Genomic DNA, 16,767 nt, shown 5'->3' with positions numbered 1-16,767 from the left:
GCCTCGGGAAGGGGCGCACCAATGGGAGAACTTACGATGAAAAAGATGTTGAGCGGTGCAGCTGTCGCCGCCCTTGGCGTTGCCTTCGCATCCGAAGCCGCAGCCACCGAATGGAACGCGTCCGTTTGGGGCAAACGCCGCGCCTTTACCGAGCATGTCGAGAAACTGGCCGAGTTGGTCAGCGAAAAAACCGGCGGAGATTTTACGATCAACGTCAGCTACGGCGGATTGTCCAAACCCAAGGAAAACTTGGATGGCATCGAAATTGGTGCCTTCGAGATGGCTCAGTTCTGTGCGGGTTATCACCGGGACAAAAACCGTGCGATTACTGTTCTGGAATTGCCGTTCCTTGGCGTCAACAACCTGAACGAAGAAGTCGCAGTTAGCCACGCCGTCTATGATCATCCTGCCGTTAAGGACGAGATGGCACAATGGAATGCGCGCATCATCATGACGTCGCCCATGCCTCAGTATAATATCGTCGGAACGGGCGAGCCACGTGATGAGTTGGCTGATTTCGACGGAATGCGCGTCCGGGCCACAGGTGGTCTTGGCCAGGCTTTCGAGGCCGTTGGTGGTGTGCCGACATCCGTTCCGGCGACCGAAGCCTATAACGCAATGGAATCCGGTGTCGTCGATACTGTGGCCTTTGCCCAGCACGCGCATCTGTCCTTTGGCACAATCAACGAAGCCGATTGGTGGACCGCCAACCTGAACCCCGGAACGGTCAATTGCCCGGTTGTGGTGAACATCGACGCTTACGAAGCGCTGCCTGCTGAACATCGCGAAGCGCTGAACAGCTCCATCGATGAGGCCATTGATCACTATTTGGCGAACTATGGCGGCCTGCTTGAACAATGGGACAGTGTTCTGGAAGAGAAGGGTGTTCAGAAGGTCATGATCGACGATTCCGTGATCGATGAATTCCGCACCACAGCTGCTGATCCGATCCGTGAGCAGTGGATTGCAGACATGACCGCACAAGGTCTGCCTGGGCAGGACCTATACGATCTGGTGCAGTTGACGCTGAAGCAGCAGCGCGGCGGCAACTGATCTCAGCGACCGGGCGTCTCTATAGGGCGCCCGGATTTTTTCAAGAATAGGGGATCACCGGAATGGCAGGACAAGCCACGGTGCTGGAAGACGGCAGTCGCCTCAGCCAGTTGGATCAGCATTTGCTGCGCGCAGAAAAATTTCTGGCGCTGATCAGCGGGATGGCGGTCTTTGGATTGATGGTGTTGGCCGTTGTGTCCGTCGGTGGACGCAACGCCTTAAACGCGCCTTTGCCCGGCTATGTTGACTGGATCGAACAAGCCATGCCGTTGATCGCTTTCTTGGGCATCTCATACGTTCAGCGCGACGGTGGGCATATTCGGATGGATATCGTCATCTCGCGCCTGCGTGGCAGGGCGTTGTGGTTGTTCGAGCTGATTTCGGTGATCCTGATCCTTGTCCTGATGCTCGCGCTGGTTTGGGGCAGTTGGTCCCATTTCGACCGGTCCTTTGATTTTGGTGCCCCGCTGTGGAGCAGGGATAGCTCCATTGACATCGGTATCCCTCTTTGGCCTGCCAAATTGTTGGCACCGGTCGCATTCGCGGTTTTGTGTCTACGGCTGGCCCTGCAGGTTTGGGGCTATGGGCGGGCTTTTGTGCTGGGGCTGACAACGCCAGTCGCCGTCCCTTTGATTCAGGATGCCGCAGCCTTAGCGGCTGCCGAGGCCGAGCAGTTCGAAGGGCAGGACTAGCACATGGACACGATTGAAATTGGCCTGTGGGTGACAGGCGGTCTGCTTGTTCTGGTGCTTACAGGCATGCGCGTGGCCTTTGCAGCCGCTCTGACCGGGCTGATCGGGCTCGTCTGGATTTTCTGGGCAAAGTTCGGCTATGACCCTGATCGTTTTGGCAAGGCTCTGACCGTTGCCGTGAAAACAGCCGGACAGGTGCCGCACTCCAAGGTTGCCTCACATACGCTCAGCCTGATCCCAACGTTTATCCTGATCGGGTATCTTGCCTACTACGCCGGTCTGACCCGAGCGTTGTTTGAGGCAGCCAAACGTTGGATCGCCTGGGTTCCTGGCGGGTTGGCCGTTTCCACGATTTTCGCAACGGCTGGGTTTGCAGCTGTGTCCGGAGCGTCGGTAGCAACATCAGCCGTCTTCGCCCGCATCGCGATCCCCGAGATGTTGAGCGTCGGGTATAACAAACGTTTTGCTGCAGGGGTTGTGGCGGCAGGGGGCACGTTGGCCTCGCTGATCCCGCCATCCGCGATTCTGGTGATCTACGCCATTATCGTTGAACAGGATGTCGGCAAGCTACTGCTGGCTGGGTTCATACCGGGCGCGTTTTCCGCACTTGTTTACGGATTGCTGATTGTTGGCATCGCCGTTGTTTTCAAGAATGTCGGCCCCCCTGTGACGGGGTTTACATGGAAGGAACGTTTCACCGCGCTTCCTGGTGCGCTGCCCATCGTGGCGGTCATTCTGATCATCATATGCTTTGTCTATAACCCGTTTGGAGACAAAGCCTGGGGCACTCCGACAGAAGGCGGTGCGATTGGCGCGTTCATCGTGTTCTGTTTCGCCCTGTTCCACGGGATGCGGTGGCCCGAATTCAAATCAGCCCTGCTGGAAACCGCTAAACTGACGGCCATGATCTTCTCGATCATCTGGGGTGTCCTGATTTACGTGCGTTTCCTGGGGTTTGCGGACTTGCCTGGTGCATTTTCAGACTGGATCACGTCGTTGGAAATGTCGCCCATGCTGATCCTGATCTGTATCCTGTTGGCCTATGCCGTTCTGGGCATGTTTATGGACGCGATCGGTATGCTTCTTCTGACACTGCCGGTGGTTTATCCTGCCGTAATGGCTTTGAACGGAGGAGAGGCCGTCAGCGCTGCCGAAAGCGCATTTGGCATGTCTGGCCCCATGTGTGCCATCTGGTTCGGCATTCTGGTCGTGAAAATGGCCGAGTTCTGTCTGATCACGCCGCCCATTGGTCTGAACTGTTTTGTGGTGGCCGGGGTGCGTCCGGATCTTAGTGTGCAGGATGTATTTAAAGGCGTGACGCCCTTTTTCATCGCTGATGCAGTGACGATTGCCTTGTTGGTGGCGTTTCCAGGCATCGTGCTCTACTTGCCGTCATTGGCCGGATAAAAAACACCCCGGCGAAAACCGGGGTGAGTAGGGTGATGTTGCGGGTTCTTTATTGTGCCCGCATCAACATTCCGAACAGATCGCGAGGGTCATCTGGATCTGCGAGCATGTCTAAAGGTTCAAAGTAATCAGTGCTCTCAATGGCATTCTTGATGTAACGAAGCGCCGAAAAATCCTCGATCGCGAACCCGACACTATCGAACAGAGTGATCTGGCGGTCATCGTTGCGACCCTTCGCTTGCCCGGTCATCACCTGCCACATCTCGGTTACCGGATGATCTGCGTCCAGCGCCTGAATTTCCCCCTCGACGCGGGTTTGTTCGGGGTATTCGACGAAAATCTCTGACCGCAGAAGAATGTCCCGATGCAATTCGGTTTTGCCCGGGCAGTCGCCGCCGATGGCGTTGATGTGAACGCCGGGGCCAACCATGTTATCGGTCAGGATCGTTGCATATTTTTTGTCTGCCGTGCAGGTGGTGATGATCTGTGCACCTTCGATCGCGTTCTCGGGCGTTTTGCACGCCACCACGGTCAAACCTTTGTTCTGAAGGTTCGCTGCACATTTGGCTGTGGCGTTCTGATCAACGTCATATAGTCGAACGGTGTCGATCCCGCACATGGCCTTGAAGGCCAAGCATTGAAACTCAGACTGAGCGCCATTGCCGATCATTGCCATAGTGGATGCATTCTTGGGTGCCAGGTATTTTCCAACCAGAGCGGATGTTGCGGCCGTGCGAAGCGCCGTCAGCATTGTCATTTCGGTCAAAAGGGTGGGGTAACCGGTGTAAACATCTGCCAACAACCCAAACGCCGTGACGGTTTGCAGCCCTTCGGAGGTGTTTTTGGGGTGGCCGTTGACGTATTTGAAACCATAGGCCTCACCATCCGAGGTTGGCATCAGTTCGATCACACCATGGGGGGAATGCGCTGGAATGCGGGGGGTTTTGTCAAAACTCTCCCATCGCTTGAAATCGGATTCGATCTGCGCAGCAATCTGCGTGATCATCTGTTCGACACCGATGTGGTGAACAAGCCGCATCATGTTGTCGACAGAAACAAAGGGCACCAGGGCCTTATCAGAAGGTTTCATATCGCGCTCCTATCGGCGGGACAGGTGAACGCCAGCAATCATGCAGCGCACCGATCCACCGGCTGTTTCAATTGTGGGAACCGACAGCGGTAGCGGCTTTGCGCTGGCTTCGATTTTCTTGATTTGGTCGGGCGTCAGAGAGGCGAGCGCCCTGCTGGATAAGGCCAGAACCAAGCCGTCGTCTCCCAAGAGTTCGATTGCGTTGCCGGCGAATTCAGCGATCTGGCCATGAGACAGATCAATGACCGCCCGCCCGGATTCTTCCAGTCGCGCCCGGACTGTGGCGCGCCGTTCGGCGTCCGGGATCATGTCCAAGCAGATCAACGCGTAATGCGTGCCGATCCCCATCAATACGTTGGTATGATACACGTCCCGACCGGCTGCGTCGCGGGCTTCGAATGCAATCGGTTCATAGTTGAAGTGGGTGCAAAACCTTTCCAACAGAACAGGATCGGCGCGGTTGGATTTGACGGTGTAGGCAATGCGACCGACATGGTCGAGAACCATCGCCCCGGTCCCCTCGAGCGCGAGGTTGTCCTGTTCAAGACCAGAGTAGTCGATAACGTCCTGAACCCGGTATTCCTGCTTCAGCAATTCGATCACATCCGCGCGGCGTTCGCGCCGACGGGACGGCACAAACATCGGATAGATCGCCACGTGACCACCAGGATGGGTGGAAAACCAATTGTTCGGAAAAACACTGTCCGGGGTGTCCAGATCGCCATGGTCATCAAAGACATGAACAGTGACCCCGGCGGTCTGCAATTGCGCGACAGCCTTGTCATGCTCGTTCCGCGCGGCGGCGGATGTTGCCGCCGCTGACCGGTTGGCCAAAGTTTGAAAGGCGTTGTCATCCCGTGTCTCTGGGTTAGAGGCAAAGGCATGAGGGCGGATCATAACGACCGCAGAAGGGGCTTGCAGGGATAGCATTAAAAGCTCCGCGTCGGACGGTCAAAGATACGGCGGCCCATCAACGAGGCGGCCAGGTCGACCATCAGTTTGGCGGTCCGTCCACGCTCATCCAGGAACGGATTCAGTTCGACCAGATCCAACGAGCAGACCAATCCGCTTTCATGTAGCAATTCCATGGCCAGATGCGCCTCACGCTCGGTTGCACCGCCGGGAACGGTGGTGCCGACAGCAGGGGCGACGGCAGGGTCAAGAAAGTCGACGTCCAGTGAGACATGCAGGATACCATTCTCAGCCTTTACACGGTCCAAAAACGCCATGAGCGGGGCCTTGATGCCGTTCTCGTCGATGCTGCGCATGTCGGCCAGCATGGCGCGCTCTTGCTCAAGCTCGGCGCGTTCTGCCGGATCGACCGAACGTAACCCGATCATGCCAACCCGGTCTGTCGGGACGACATCGGGCAGGGGCGGGAAAGCATCAAAACCGGATTGGCCGGTGAAATAGGCGACAGGCGTGCCGTGCAAGTTGCCACTGCCTGTGCTGTTGGGTGTATGAAAATCGCTGTGCGCATCAAGCCAGAGCACGAATAACGGGCGTCTGATCTGCTTGGCGTGGGCGGCCATCCCGGCAACAGTGCCCATCGACAAGGCGTGATCGCCGCCCATAAAAATCGGAACGCCGTTGGGTGCTGCGTCCTGTGCCGCCTTGCTCAAGGCCCGTGTCCAGCCGATGCATTCGGGTAGCGAGTACAAGTGTGAGTGTTCGGGCACATCGACGTCTTCGGGGTGAACGTTCCCTCGGTCGGCTACGGTATGACCAAGGTCCGTTAGTGCGTTTTGCAGACCGGCGACGCGGTAAGCGTCCGGGCCCATACGGCAACCTTGTCGGCGTTTCCCGGCGTCCATGGGTGCGCCGATCAGTATTATGTCTTTCATATCCATGTGCTCATTTAGCCTGTCGATGCGTCTTGCGTGAAGAAAGCAAATTGTTCAAAATGAAAACAAGAAATCCGAAATGGGAACGAAATATGGACGATTTGGACACTCGCTTGCTGAGCGCCCTACACAGAGATGCCCGGGCATCTTTGTCCGAGCTTGCCGAAATCCTTGGTGTGACCCGGACGACGGTGCGCAGCAGGCTGCAACGATTGAAGCAATCGGGTGAGATTGTTGGCTTTACCGTTCTGACCCGCCGTGATGTGGCGCAAAGCCCTGTGCGTGGTCTGATGATGTTGGAAATCGAAGGTCGAGGCACGGAAAGAACCATGGCCAGAATTGCAGCTATGCGGCAGGTCCGCGCGGTGCATTCGACAAACGGAAGCTGGGATCTTATCGCCGAGATCGGCACGGAAACTCTGGCAGAGCTTGACGAAGTGCTGTTTCAAATCCGACGGATGGAAGGCATAAACCGATCCGAAACGAACCTGTTGCTTTCAACACGCAAGGGCCGGTTTTAGACCTGGTCGCTCAGGGTTCTTGTAATGCTTTGAGTTTGAAGGAAATCGTGACAGAATTTCAATGAGGGTGACGTAAGCCTCGTCTGCAGATCGGCAGGCGCGAATGTTACGGGCGACAAAGGTTCGAGTGGGTGGTTTAAGCATGACGACGCAAGATCAAGGCGCAGACTCCAACGCTAAGAACTGGGCGGAAAAGCTCGCGGCGCTTATTGAAAAGCCTTGGGTACGGATCGCGATACCGGTTTTTGTCACACTCATGGCGTTGACGATTTTGCATGATCTGTCTGCGCATGTGAAATGGTCAGATGTGCAAACCGACATTGCGGCAACCTCATGGAAGTTGATGTTCTTCGCCCTTTGCTGGACCGCATTCAGCTTTGTTTCTCTGTCTTTTTATGACGTCTTTGCGGTTCAAAGCGTTGCAGGTGGCAAGGTGCCATTGCCTGTAGCCGGTATGGCGGGTGCAAGTGGGTACGCAGTCTCCAACTGCCTCGGGTTTTCGTACATCACTGGAACTGCGATACGGTATCGGATCTACGCATCGCTAGGGCTGGATCTGGGGCGTGTGGCCGGGGTGATTGCCACGTCCTGGGTCGCCTTCTGGATGGGATTGGTTCTGATTTTGGGTGTGCTGCTGACGCTGCACCCTGAAGGAATTTCCAAGGTGATGCCAATCAGCGAAACGACCGAAACTATCATCGGGCTTTCCATGCTGGCCGGCTTGGTGGTTTTGTTCATCTGGTTATCCAGCGGTGGGCGCCGGTTGGCTTTTGCCGGGGTCGGGTTTGATCTACCCGGAGGCAGACTAGCCAGCCTACTGACACTGGCCGCGCTTGGTGACCTGTTTGGTGCATCCATGGCGCTGTACGTTCTGATGCCAGATGATCTGGGCGTCGGATTTCCGTATTTCTTTACAGTCTACGTGGCGGCGATTGCTGTCGGAATCCTAAGCCATGCACCCGGCGGTATAGGTGTATTCGAGGCGACACTGATTGCCGGTCTCGGTGCGTCGGGCCGGTCTGACGTGATCGCTGCGCTACTGCTGTACCGTGTAGTTTACACCTTCCTACCCTTTGGAATTGCCAGCGTGTCCATCGGTGTGGCTTCGGCCCTGACCCAACGCCGCCGGATCGGCGGGGCGGCGACATGGGTCTATCGCGTTATCCGACCGATCGTGCCAATGGTTGCAGCAGGCGTGGCGGCTATCGCCGGTGTGATCCTGCTGGTCTCGGGTGCATTACCATCCGATAGCCAGAACCTGGGCGTCTTGCGCGAGTTTCTGCCCCTGTCCTTTGTCGAGGCGTCGCATCTGGCCGGCAGCGTCGTGGGCGTTTTGCTCATCCTGGTGTCGCGCGGCTTGTTCCGCAAACTCTATCGCGCATGGGCTGTCGCCATGCTGCTGATGGTGGCGGGCTTCGTGGCCTCCTTGGCCAAAGGTTTGGACACTCACGAAGCGATCAGCATGTTGGGTACGATTGCGCTACTTGCCACGTTCCGAGGTGCATTTTACCGCGTCAGCGGTGCGTCGATCTTTAGGCTGAACGTCCCGTGGCTGGTCAGCGTTATCGCCTTGCTGGCGGTCATCTTCTGGGTCGGCCTGTTTGCCTATTCTCATGTTCAGTATCAAAACGCCTTGTGGTGGGAGTTTGCGTGGAACGGCGATGCATCACGCTTTCTGCGGTCCAGCCTTGTGGTGGCTGTCATCCTTGGCGTCGTCGCGGTGACCTCACTCTTTGGTCGTGAAATCCCTGCGCCAGCGCGCGTCGGCATCCCCGAGGCGGTTGAAAAGCTTGCTATGGAAAGTGAGGACACCGAGTCCCAAATTTCCCTGACGGGTGACAAGCAGTTTCTGATATCGCCGGACGAGTCTGCCTTTATCGCATATGCCGATACTGGAAACGCCATTATCTCAAAAGGTGAACCTGTTGGAGATGAAACGGCTGGACAGCAGCTGATCTGGCAATTGCGTGAGATGGCAGACCGTGAAGGGAAGCTCTGTGCATTCTACAGTGTTTCGACCAAGTACCTGCCCACGTTTCTGGATCTTGGCCTTTCGATCCTGAAAATCGGAGAGGTCGCGCGCGTGCCATTGGAAGATTTCTCGTTGGATGGAAAGCCCCGCAAGCGGTTTAGGCAAGCCAAGAACCGGGCCGAGCGAGAAGGGTATGTGTTCGAGATTATACCCAAGGAAGAACTTGCGCCTGTGCTGCCGGAACTGCGTCAGATTTCAGATCGCTGGTTGGAAAAGAAGGCCGGGGCCGAGAAGGGGTTCGCCCTAGGCGGGTTCGACGACGATTACCTGTCTTACTTCGACCATGCAGTGCTGAGAGATGGCGAAACAGGCAAGATCATGGCCTTTGCCAATCTGTTCCAGGGCGGCAATAAATCCGAGCTTTCGCTGGATCTTATGCGGTATGAGCCTGACAGCCCCAGCTTTGTCATGGATGCGCTTTTTGCAGAAATGATGGCATGGGGGGCCGAGCAGGGATTTCACTGGTTCTCATTGGGCGCGGCGCCTTTCTCGGGGATCGAAAACCGTCAGCTTGCGTCGATTTGGAACAAGATCGGTGGGTTCGTCTATGAACATGGTGAGCAGTTCTATCACTTCGAAGGGCTGCGATCGTTCAAGCAAAAATTCGACCCGGAATGGAGCCCAAATTACTTAGCCAGCCCCGGCGGTCTTGCGGCACCGCGGATTCTGTATGAGGTAAACATTCTGATCTCGGGCGGGTTGCGCGGACTGACGAAATAGCTGTCAGTTCAGGCTGGCGCGTGTTGGGGCCTGTTCCAGCAGGTCCCCCCAGTCGGTCCGATATGCCATTTCAGCCAACACCGTTTCGGGCAGGAATTCCTGATTTTGACGGATCTGCCAGCCGCCACCCAAGCCTTTGTAAACTGCGACCAGATTGCTCGAGACCTGTTGGCGCGCCTGGATCAGATTGGCCTGCGACCGCAAAAGAGCAGTTTGTGTGTTCAGGATGCGCGAATAGCTGGCGATCCCATCCCTGTACTGACTGACGGCAATGTCAGCGGCCTTACGCGACGCGTCCACGCTCTGTTGATAGAATCCGACCTGTTTGAGCGCTTGGGCATAGGCAACCATGGCGCTTTCAACCTCGGAATAGGCTGTTAGAACGGTGTTCTGGTAATTGGCGATCAGCGCTTGATAGGCGGCGTCTTGCGCGCGCACATTGTTCTTGATCCGCCCGTAGTTCAACACGTTCCAAACAACGCCCGCGCTTGCTAGCCCGGTGGTGCTGTTTGAGCTGAACAGGTCGCGTCCGCCCGAGGCCTGCAAGCCGATAGATCCAGACAGCACAAACTGCGGATACAGGTCCGCCATGGCGATCCCGACCTGTGCCGATTGCGTGGCAGCGGCCAACTCAGCCGCGCGCACATCTGGACGCCGGCGCAGCAACTCGGCTGGAACACCCACCGAGACATTGGACCGGGCCGATGGAATCCGTCCCGAGTTGCCCAGCAAACTGGTCATACGTGATGGGGTGGCACCCAGCAGAACTGCCAATGCGTTCTTGGTTTGCTGCAAATCGCTTTCCAACTCGGGCACCAGAGCTTTGGTATTGTTCAACAGCGCCTTGGATTCCTGCACGTCCAGCTCGGTCGTGACACCATTGTCAAAACGAAGCTGGGTCAGGTCTGCGGATTCCTGTTGCAGCTTGATGTTGTCGCGGGCAACGAACAGCGACTCCTGCAAGGCCCTTATATTGACGTACAGGGCTGCTACATCGCCGGTCAGTGTGACCAGCGCGTCGTCATAATTGGCTACCTGCAAGGCCAGGTTCGACCGGGCAGCTTGAACACCGCGCCGCTGTGCGCCCCAGACATCCAGTTCCCACTGCGCATCAAATCCAACCTGCGACGTGGAAAACTCGGTATCCAATGGGATGATCCGGTTGATGTCTGCGACAGGGGCAAGGTTATCGCTGATCTGTCGCCGTTCCAGCGATCCGCCGATCGCTTGTGACTGAGGGTAGAGCTCTCCGAATGCGATGCCCAGTTGCGCGCGCGCCTGCAGCACACGGGCACCAGCCACCTGCAAAGTCAGGTTTTGCGCATAAGCTTCGGCGATCAGCTTGTTCAGGGTCGGATCGTTGAACGTCTCCCACCATTTGACTACCGGTGCACTGCGCGAAGTCAGCCCGCTTTGGCCGACACTGGGGCTGTTCACCTCGATCCACTGTTTGACGACGGGCGAATTCGGCTGGACGAAATCGGGGCCGACAGGGGTGCACGCAACAAGCGCGGCGGCGCAAAGGGCAGTCCCCATCAATCTGCGAAAGGATTTGGCCCGTGTCATGATGCGTGTCCTTAAATATCCAGCGGTCGGATGAAGTTGGCGAATGAGTAGAGGCGGATGTTGATGCGTCGCAGAAACTCAAAGGTTTTACCCTGGCCGGTGTAAATCGCGACCGCCGCATGGCCACCTGCAGGGAATGTGTGTTCTTCGGGGACATCTACGGTGATCTGAACCGCGATCCGGCCAGGCAGCTTTGGCAGCTCAAAACCGGGCAGGCGGCCTGATGGCAGATACTGCCCCTGGCGGGTGGCCCACCAGATCGCCTCGACCTTGCCGGGCAGAATTTCGCCCGGGTATAGGTCCAAAGCCACCTCAACCTCTTGCCCCGGTTCAACAAATTTTAGGTTCTGCTGTCGAAACGTCGCCAGAATATAGGGGCTGTCTTCGGTCACAAAGCTGGCAATGGCACCCAACCGGACGTCTCCTACAACCAATCCGGGGCGTGCCTGTTGCGAAACGATCATGCCGTTCTCGGGGGCATAGATGGTCGTATTTTCCAGGAAGTACTCGGCCTCGGCCAACTGGGCTTGTGCCTGAAGGATACCTGTGTTGACTCCGTCAATTTGCGATTCCAAAGCCAGCTGTGCTTTCTGAAGATTTGCTTCGGCTTGTTTGACCGATGCCTGATCCTCGGTGACTTGCTCATTCCAGCGATCCAGTTCGTCCTGCCGCGCACCGCCCGCAGGGACCAGGTTTTCGTAACGCGCTTTTTGCGTCAGGGCGTAAGCAAGCTGCGCATTTGCCCGTTCGACCGATTCTGTCGAGGCGATCACGTCCTGTTCAAGAATCTTGGCATTTTGTTCCGCCGCAACCAACTGGGCATTGGCGTTGTCGACCGCAAGCGAGAAGATCGTGTCGTCAAAGCGATACAGTGGATCGCCCTTGGTGACTTGTGTGTTTGGTTCCACCAGCACTTCGGTCAGAATTGTCGGCTGGGTCAATTTTGGCACGATCTGGATTGTTGAGCGCACCACATGGCTGTCGACGGAGAAGGGCTGGAAAAACCGCAGCGCGACCAGAAAGATCAGCAGCAAATGCGCGCCGACCCAGAACGAAACAATCCCCCAGGTGATGTTGAATTTCAGCCATTGCGCCTTGAAGAAAATGAACCAGACGAAAATGATGTAAAAAAGCGTAATGCCGAGTGCGACGAACATAGTGTTTTGTTTCCTTCGGCCTTAGCTTTTCTGCGTCTCGTCGGTCTGGGACTGATACTCTTCTTTGACCGTGCCGCCTAACCGTTCGATCTCTTTCCGGATGGCGTCCCGTTCGTCCTCGGGCAGGCGGCGAATGTCGACGGTCATGCCGTCGTGGAACGCCCACATAAAGGCATGTACCCAAGGCACGACGGCCAAAAAGCCCATCCAACCCATTATCTTTACGGCCTCGGCATGCGGGTGGTTGCGCTTGATCGCGATCCGTCCGGGCAGACCCATGATGAACAGAAACAGCCCCATCACGGCCGCCAAAAGCAGGATCAGTGCGACAAATGTCAGATAGTCGTAGTAGCCCAGCGGCTGGCCCAAAAGTCCCATGCGCGTTCCTCGTTTCAGGACGGTTGTCCCATCCTCAGTTGTTGGTGCCTAATTCGTCAATCAATTTGTAGCTGGTCGGTGGATCGGCGCAGATGCCAGGCCCGCATTCAATCAATGTCGAGACGGCGTTCAGTGCCGCCAGGCCCAGCATGATGAAGAAAGCCACCTTTGCAAGTAAGCTGCCGCCAAACCTTTCCGTTGCGTCTGTGCGGTCTGCGTATTGGCGATCAAACATCAACATGATTGACGTGCCCAGAAGGATCAGGAAAAAGCAGATCGCGGCCCAAGTATAGTAGTGCAGGCCCAATACGGGTGAGCCATAGTGCCCTGTACCCGGCACGATATGCAGCAAAATCTGGCGCACAGAAACGCTGCCGCCATATAGCGCCGCGATCAACATGATCGCATAATGCTGAGGGCGTGGCCCGTATAACAGGTTGAGGCCCAGACCAACACCGACGGCAACGAAGCCAACACGCTGCAACAGGCAAAGCGGGCAGGGCAATTCATAGAGTTTCAATTGATAGAAAAATGCCAATACCAGTACTAAGCTGACAGCCAGCATTCCAAAGGCATTCAGGGTTCTGGACAATTCAGATGTCATCACGGCCACCTAAAGCTGTATGGTCAGTTGGCTGGTCGCGTGGAACTTCAGCCAGTAAACACTCAACGCCAGCGTGATGAAAAACAGCGTGTTGGCAGCCGTTGTCATCTTGAAATAGTTCAGCCCCATGGTGGCTGTAAGTAACGCAAATAAAAGCGCTATCATGGCCCGGTTCTCCCATTCCGTGCTACGATCGCAATGTTTAGGGATACTGTCAGGCTCGACCTTGTCTTGCAAGGATACCGAGAGGAATTCGCGTTTTTAGCGAAATGTGATGAGGCTTATGTACACACGCGGAGTGCTGTATCCCACTCCACCAACTTTCGGGCCAGATCCTCAGGCAGTGGAGAATCTGTGTAGAAGAAGTCGATGTCACGCAGTGACGCGATGCGCGCCGGGGCAGAGCGCTGGAACTTTGAGTGATCCGCAACCAACAAAGTTCGTCGCGCCTGTTCGATAATGGTTTGGCTGACAAGGACCTCCTGGAAATCGAAATCTAAGAGATCGCCATCAGTATCCAGCGCGGAACATCCTACAATTGCATAGTCGAATTTGAACTGCCTGATGGTCGAAACGGTTAGGTTGCCGATCAGTCCACCATCCGAACGGCGTAGAATTCCACCTGCGACAACGATCTCACATTCTGGGTTTTCGACCAGAATATTGGCGACATTCATGTTGTTGGTCACCACCATGAGGTTCTTGTGGGTCAATAGCTGGCGTGCAACAGCCTCTGTCGACGTTCCTATATTCATGAACACCGATGCACCGTCCGGAATCTCCGCGGCACAGATTCGTGCAATCTGGGTTTTGGCGCCTTCGTTTAGGCTGCGGCGGTCTTCATACCCGATGTTCGAAACGCCTGACCGCAGAACCGCGCCGCCATGCACCCGATCCAGTTCGCCCATATCGGACAGTTCGGACAGATCCCTGCGGATGGTCTGGACCGTTACGCCGAACTTCGCGGCCAAATCGTCGACCGCCACGCGGCCGTTTTGTTTGGCCATATTCAGAATGTCGGACTGGCGAAAAGAAAGCGACATGAGCGGCTCCGGTGATCTTCGATTTGTTCGTTTTTGTTCTTTTTCGGTAAATTTGCAAGGGCTCGCGTTGTTCGATGTGAGTGTGAGTGTCTTCTATGCTCGCGTTAGTCGGCCCGACCTATGACTTAATCGTTTCCTGATCTGATATTGCAAAGGATGCCCTGCTTTGGTGTTGTCTTCGCTGGCGAACGAATATAAACGAAAGAAAAAGTTCATTAAACGAACACGCTCGAGTTTAAACACAAAGGATCATCCTGCCATGGACAAGCGAGACAGCCAGATCACAGACCTGTTCATCATCGGCGGTGGGATTAACGGGTGCGGTATCGCAAGGGACGCAGCCGGTCGCGGATTATCGGTCATGCTGGCCGAAATGAACGACCTCGCGTCCGCTACGTCGTCCGCGTCGACCAAACTGTTCCACGGCGGATTGCGGTACCTTGAATACTTCGAAATCCGCCTTGTGCGCGAGGCTCTGATCGAGCGTGAAACCCTACTGCGCGCGATGCCCCACATAAGTTGGCCGATGCGCTTTGTGCTGCCCTATCACGAAGACATGCGGTTTGATGCTGAAACGCCGACGTCAAAACTGCTAAGCACGGTTATGCCGTGGATGCGCGGGCGTCGTCCGGCTTGGCTGATCCGGTTGGGATTGTTCCTATATGACCACCTGGGTGGTCGTAAGATCCTGCCGGGCACGACCTCACTGACCTTGGATACAGCGCCCGAAGGCGAACCCCTTCAGGAGAAGTTTGAGACAGCATACGAGTATTCCGATTGCTGGATCGAGGATTCGCGACTGGTTGTTCTAAACGCGCGGGACGCGGAATCCCGGGGCGCAGAGATCATGGTGCGGACCGAGGTCAGCTCGGCCGAGCGGGTAGACGACCTGTGGCATATCACGATCCGGAACAAAGACAGTGACGAAACCCGGTTGATCCGGGCAAAGATGTTGATCAACGCGGGTGGCCCATGGGTGGGCGACATCATTCAGACCAAGATCCGCGTGAACTCTCGTGAAGGTGTGCGTTTGGTGCGCGGCAGCCATATCGTTACGCCCAAGCTTTATGATCATGACAAGTGCTATTTCTTTCAGGGCGAAGACGGCCGCATCATTTTCGCGATCCCGTATGAGCAGGATTTTACCCTGATTGGCACGACTGATCAGGATCATTCCGATCCATCTGTTCCTCCTTTGTGCACGGTAGCCGAGCAAGATTATCTGTGTGCCTTTGCCTCAAAGTACTTTCAGAAGCCGGTGACCCGAGACGATGTCGTATGGACCTATTCCGGTGTGCGCCCACTGTATGATGACGGGGCCAGCAGTGCCACCGCGGCAACGCGGGACTATACTTTGAAAGTTGATGCGCAGGGCGGAGCGCCCGTGCTGAACGTGTTTGGTGGCAAGATCACAACTTATCGTCGTTTGGCCGAAAGCGCGCTGGAGAAAGTTGCCGAGCATTTCCCGAATTTGCCAGGTCCCTGGACGGCAGGCGTTGCCCTGCCGGGCGGTGAATTCCCGGTGACCGGTGTGCAGGATCAGATCGCTCGGCTGATGATTGACTACCCGTTTCTCGGCCAACCTTGGGCCGCACGCCTGATCCGGGCCTATGGCACCGAGGCCAGGGCGGTGCTTGGTGATGCCAATCAGGCTTCGGATCTGGGCGAGGATTTTGGTGCGACCCTGAGTGCCCGCGAAGTGACTTGGCTGATGGACAAGGAATATGCGCACAACGCGGAAGATGTAGTCTGGCGTCGCAATAAGCTGGGGCTTCGCCTGTCCGCGGATCAAATCGCCCGGTTGGACCAGTGGATGGGTGAACGGCAAAACACCCAAAGCGCCGCTTAGCGTGGGCTTTGTAGGTCCTGTTTGAATGGTGCTTTGAATTCGTCTCCGGTCGTGCTACCCAACGGGCACGGTCGGCAGACACCGAGGCGTCGCTGCTCTTAACCAGAGTGCTAAACCTGCTCTTCATTCTCAAACGGCATCGCAATTACCAGGGCGTTGTTTCGTTAAGCCAGCGACCGACGATTGAGCAAAGCGCCCGCGATGGATGCACGATGACCAAAACTTCTTTACCCCTGCACGCAGATGATCTGACGGCGTTTACCAAGTCCTTGTCCGGGCAACTTGCCGAAGCGAGCCCGCCGCATCTGACGCTGATGAATATGATCGCTCGGGCAGCCGGGTTTCAAAATGTTCAGCATATGCGATCTGCAAATGCAGCCCAACGGCGGTTGGAGGTGCAAAGACACAAACCCCCTGTCGACATGCGTTCTGTCGAACGTGCATTGTTGCAGTTCGACAAACATGGGCGTCTACGCCAGTGGCCATCGAAACGGTCCGTGCAAACGCTTGCGCTCTGGGCGCTGTGGGCCGCTTTGCCTGCCGGTGAGGCGCTTCGCGAGCGCGATGTGAATGCGCATCTTAACCGTGAACACATGTTCGGCGATCCGGCGATCTTGCGGCGGAGCATGATTTCTTGCGGCCTTCTGACACGGAAAAACGACGGAACCGACTACAAACGAGTTGAGCAAGCCCCGCCCGCAGAAGCGGAAATGTTGATCCACACGGTAACGTCCCTTCGACGGGCCCGAACCGAAGGCGCAGTTCTTACATAGGGCGCGCACTTAGCGGTCCAGAACTTTCCAATCAGTTT

Annotated in this window: 16 protein-coding genes and 1 pseudogene; 8 read left to right on the top strand and 9 right to left on the bottom strand. The window is 56.2% G+C overall.

The features are described from left to right. The first annotated feature begins 36 nt into the window (after window positions 1-36). The 3 genes from Q1B21_RS00735 to Q1B21_RS00725 all read left to right on the top strand — a co-directional run bounded on the left by Q1B21_RS00735 (window position 37) and on the right by Q1B21_RS00725 (window position 3,152). Window positions 37-1,053, top strand: a complete 1,017-nt coding sequence (locus Q1B21_RS00735; protein ID WP_299884706.1) for a C4-dicarboxylate TRAP transporter substrate-binding protein — start codon at window positions 37-39, stop codon at window positions 1,051-1,053. 62 nt (window positions 1,054-1,115) lie between these two features. Further along, window positions 1,116-1,745 carry a TRAP transporter small permease subunit gene (locus Q1B21_RS00730; protein WP_299884703.1) on the top strand — a complete coding sequence of 210 codons (630 nt, stop codon included), beginning with the start codon at window positions 1,116-1,118 and terminating at the stop codon, window positions 1,743-1,745. Window positions 1,746-1,748: 3 nt separating this feature from the next. Next, window positions 1,749-3,152 carry a TRAP transporter large permease gene (locus Q1B21_RS00725; RefSeq protein WP_299078529.1) on the top strand — a complete coding sequence of 468 codons (1,404 nt, stop codon included), beginning with the start codon at window positions 1,749-1,751 and terminating at the stop codon, window positions 3,150-3,152. Window positions 3,153-3,201: 49 nt separating this feature from the next. On the opposite strand, the gene Q1B21_RS00720 is transcribed toward Q1B21_RS00725, so the two are convergent. Genes Q1B21_RS00720 through rocF form a run of 3 tightly spaced genes read right to left on the bottom strand, consistent with a single transcriptional unit; the run spans window position 3,202 to window position 6,092 of the window. After that, entirely contained in the window at window positions 3,202-4,242 is a 1,041-nt protein-coding gene (locus Q1B21_RS00720) for an ornithine cyclodeaminase (RefSeq protein ID WP_299884699.1), read from the bottom strand. Between the two features lie 9 nt (window positions 4,243-4,251). Beyond that, complete coding sequence (gene ctlX / locus Q1B21_RS00715; protein ID WP_299884696.1) at window positions 4,252-5,172, bottom strand: citrulline utilization hydrolase CtlX; 921 nt, start codon at window positions 5,170-5,172, stop codon at window positions 4,252-4,254. Continuing rightward, the gene (rocF, locus tag Q1B21_RS00710; protein ID WP_298932383.1) at window positions 5,172-6,092 is read right to left on the bottom strand and encodes an arginase; all 921 of its coding nucleotides are present in this window, start codon (window positions 6,090-6,092) and stop codon (window positions 5,172-5,174) included. Before rocF ends, ctlX begins: the two co-directional genes overlap by 1 nt. 86 nt (window positions 6,093-6,178) lie before the next feature. Here rocF and Q1B21_RS00705 point away from each other — a divergent pair, with 86 nt between their 5' ends. Both Q1B21_RS00705 and mprF read left to right on the top strand, forming a co-directional pair. Next, entirely contained in the window at window positions 6,179-6,607 is a 429-nt protein-coding gene (locus Q1B21_RS00705) for an Lrp/AsnC family transcriptional regulator (RefSeq protein WP_298932381.1), read from the top strand. Window positions 6,608-6,749: 142 nt separating this feature from the next. Further along, window positions 6,750-9,359, top strand: a complete 2,610-nt coding sequence (gene mprF, locus Q1B21_RS00700; RefSeq protein ID WP_299884691.1) for a bifunctional lysylphosphatidylglycerol flippase/synthetase MprF — start codon at window positions 6,750-6,752, stop codon at window positions 9,357-9,359. A 3-nt stretch (window positions 9,360-9,362) separates the two neighbouring features. Here mprF and Q1B21_RS00695 read toward each other — a convergent pair whose 3' ends face one another. The 6 genes from Q1B21_RS00695 to Q1B21_RS00670 form a co-directional block, all read right to left on the bottom strand. Beyond that, window positions 9,363-10,925, bottom strand: a complete 1,563-nt coding sequence (locus tag Q1B21_RS00695) for an efflux transporter outer membrane subunit (RefSeq protein WP_298932377.1) — start codon at window positions 10,923-10,925, stop codon at window positions 9,363-9,365. Window positions 10,926-10,936: 11 nt separating this feature from the next. Then, a complete protein-coding gene (locus Q1B21_RS00690) occupies window positions 10,937-12,082 on the bottom strand; it encodes an HlyD family secretion protein (RefSeq protein ID WP_299884686.1) in 1,146 nt (381 codons plus the stop codon). A 21-nt stretch (window positions 12,083-12,103) separates the two neighbouring features. After that, the gene (locus Q1B21_RS00685; RefSeq protein WP_298932374.1) at window positions 12,104-12,460 is read right to left on the bottom strand and encodes a DUF3302 domain-containing protein; all 357 of its coding nucleotides are present in this window, start codon (window positions 12,458-12,460) and stop codon (window positions 12,104-12,106) included. Between the two features lie 34 nt (window positions 12,461-12,494). Next, a complete protein-coding gene (locus tag Q1B21_RS00680) occupies window positions 12,495-13,064 on the bottom strand; it encodes a disulfide bond formation protein B (protein WP_298932372.1) in 570 nt (189 codons plus the stop codon). Between the two features lie 9 nt (window positions 13,065-13,073). Beyond that, on the bottom strand, window positions 13,074-13,229 hold the full coding sequence (locus Q1B21_RS00675; RefSeq protein ID WP_298932371.1) for a DUF5993 family protein: 156 nt from the start codon (window positions 13,227-13,229) through the stop codon (window positions 13,074-13,076). A 116-nt stretch (window positions 13,230-13,345) separates the two neighbouring features. Then, window positions 13,346-14,107, bottom strand: a complete 762-nt coding sequence (locus Q1B21_RS00670; protein WP_299884682.1) for a DeoR/GlpR family DNA-binding transcription regulator — start codon at window positions 14,105-14,107, stop codon at window positions 13,346-13,348. A gap of 259 nt (window positions 14,108-14,366) precedes the next feature. Here Q1B21_RS00670 and glpD point away from each other — a divergent pair, with 259 nt between their 5' ends. The 3 genes and pseudogenes from glpD (at window position 14,367) to Q1B21_RS22340 (ending at window position 16,729) form a co-directional block, all read left to right on the top strand. Next, window positions 14,367-15,956 carry a glycerol-3-phosphate dehydrogenase gene (glpD, locus tag Q1B21_RS00665; protein WP_299884680.1) on the top strand — a complete coding sequence of 530 codons (1,590 nt, stop codon included), beginning with the start codon at window positions 14,367-14,369 and terminating at the stop codon, window positions 15,954-15,956. 364 nt (window positions 15,957-16,320) lie between these two features. Continuing rightward, window positions 16,321-16,389, top strand: a pseudogene (locus Q1B21_RS22345) (hypothetical protein); the annotation flags it as partial. Next, window positions 16,379-16,729 (top strand): DUF2087 domain-containing protein, encoded by a 351-nt coding sequence (locus tag Q1B21_RS22340; RefSeq protein WP_366525391.1) that lies wholly within the window; start codon window positions 16,379-16,381, stop codon window positions 16,727-16,729. The pseudogene Q1B21_RS22345 and the gene Q1B21_RS22340, both read left to right, overlap by 11 nt. Window positions 16,730-16,767 lie beyond the last annotated feature (38 nt).

This window comes from uncultured Ruegeria sp., assembly GCF_947504215.1.
Taxonomy (GTDB): Bacteria; Pseudomonadota; Alphaproteobacteria; order Rhodobacterales; family Rhodobacteraceae; genus Ruegeria.
This window is presented reverse-complemented; position numbering and strand designations above follow the sequence as displayed.

Bases quoted from the DNA above. Each gene is read 5' to 3' on its own strand.
- Q1B21_RS00735 (WP_299884706.1), top strand. From the start codon at position 37: ATGAAAAAGATGTTGAGCGGTGCAGCTGTCGCCGCCCTTGGCGTTGCC.
- Q1B21_RS00730 (WP_299884703.1), top strand. From the start codon at position 1,116: ATGGCAGGACAAGCCACGGTGCTGGAAGACGGCAGTCGCCTCAGCCAG.
- Q1B21_RS00725 (WP_299078529.1), top strand. From the start codon at position 1,749: ATGGACACGATTGAAATTGGCCTGTGGGTGACAGGCGGTCTGCTTGTT.
- Q1B21_RS00720 (WP_299884699.1), bottom strand. From the start codon at position 4,242: ATGAAACCTTCTGATAAGGCCCTGGTGCCCTTTGTTTCTGTCGACAAC.
- ctlX (WP_299884696.1), bottom strand. From the start codon at position 5,172: ATGCTATCCCTGCAAGCCCCTTCTGCGGTCGTTATGATCCGCCCTCAT.
- rocF (WP_298932383.1), bottom strand. From the start codon at position 6,092: ATGGATATGAAAGACATAATACTGATCGGCGCACCCATGGACGCCGGG.
- Q1B21_RS00705 (WP_298932381.1), top strand. From the start codon at position 6,179: ATGGACGATTTGGACACTCGCTTGCTGAGCGCCCTACACAGAGATGCC.
- mprF (WP_299884691.1), top strand. From the start codon at position 6,750: ATGACGACGCAAGATCAAGGCGCAGACTCCAACGCTAAGAACTGGGCG.
- Q1B21_RS00695 (WP_298932377.1), bottom strand. From the start codon at position 10,925: ATGACACGGGCCAAATCCTTTCGCAGATTGATGGGGACTGCCCTTTGC.
- Q1B21_RS00690 (WP_299884686.1), bottom strand. From the start codon at position 12,082: ATGTTCGTCGCACTCGGCATTACGCTTTTTTACATCATTTTCGTCTGG.
- Q1B21_RS00685 (WP_298932374.1), bottom strand. From the start codon at position 12,460: ATGGGACTTTTGGGCCAGCCGCTGGGCTACTACGACTATCTGACATTT.
- Q1B21_RS00680 (WP_298932372.1), bottom strand. From the start codon at position 13,064: ATGACATCTGAATTGTCCAGAACCCTGAATGCCTTTGGAATGCTGGCT.
- Q1B21_RS00675 (WP_298932371.1), bottom strand. From the start codon at position 13,229: ATGATAGCGCTTTTATTTGCGTTACTTACAGCCACCATGGGGCTGAAC.
- Q1B21_RS00670 (WP_299884682.1), bottom strand. From the start codon at position 14,107: ATGTCGCTTTCTTTTCGCCAGTCCGACATTCTGAATATGGCCAAACAA.
- glpD (WP_299884680.1), top strand. From the start codon at position 14,367: ATGGACAAGCGAGACAGCCAGATCACAGACCTGTTCATCATCGGCGGT.
- Q1B21_RS22340 (WP_366525391.1), top strand. From the start codon at position 16,379: ATGCGTTCTGTCGAACGTGCATTGTTGCAGTTCGACAAACATGGGCGT.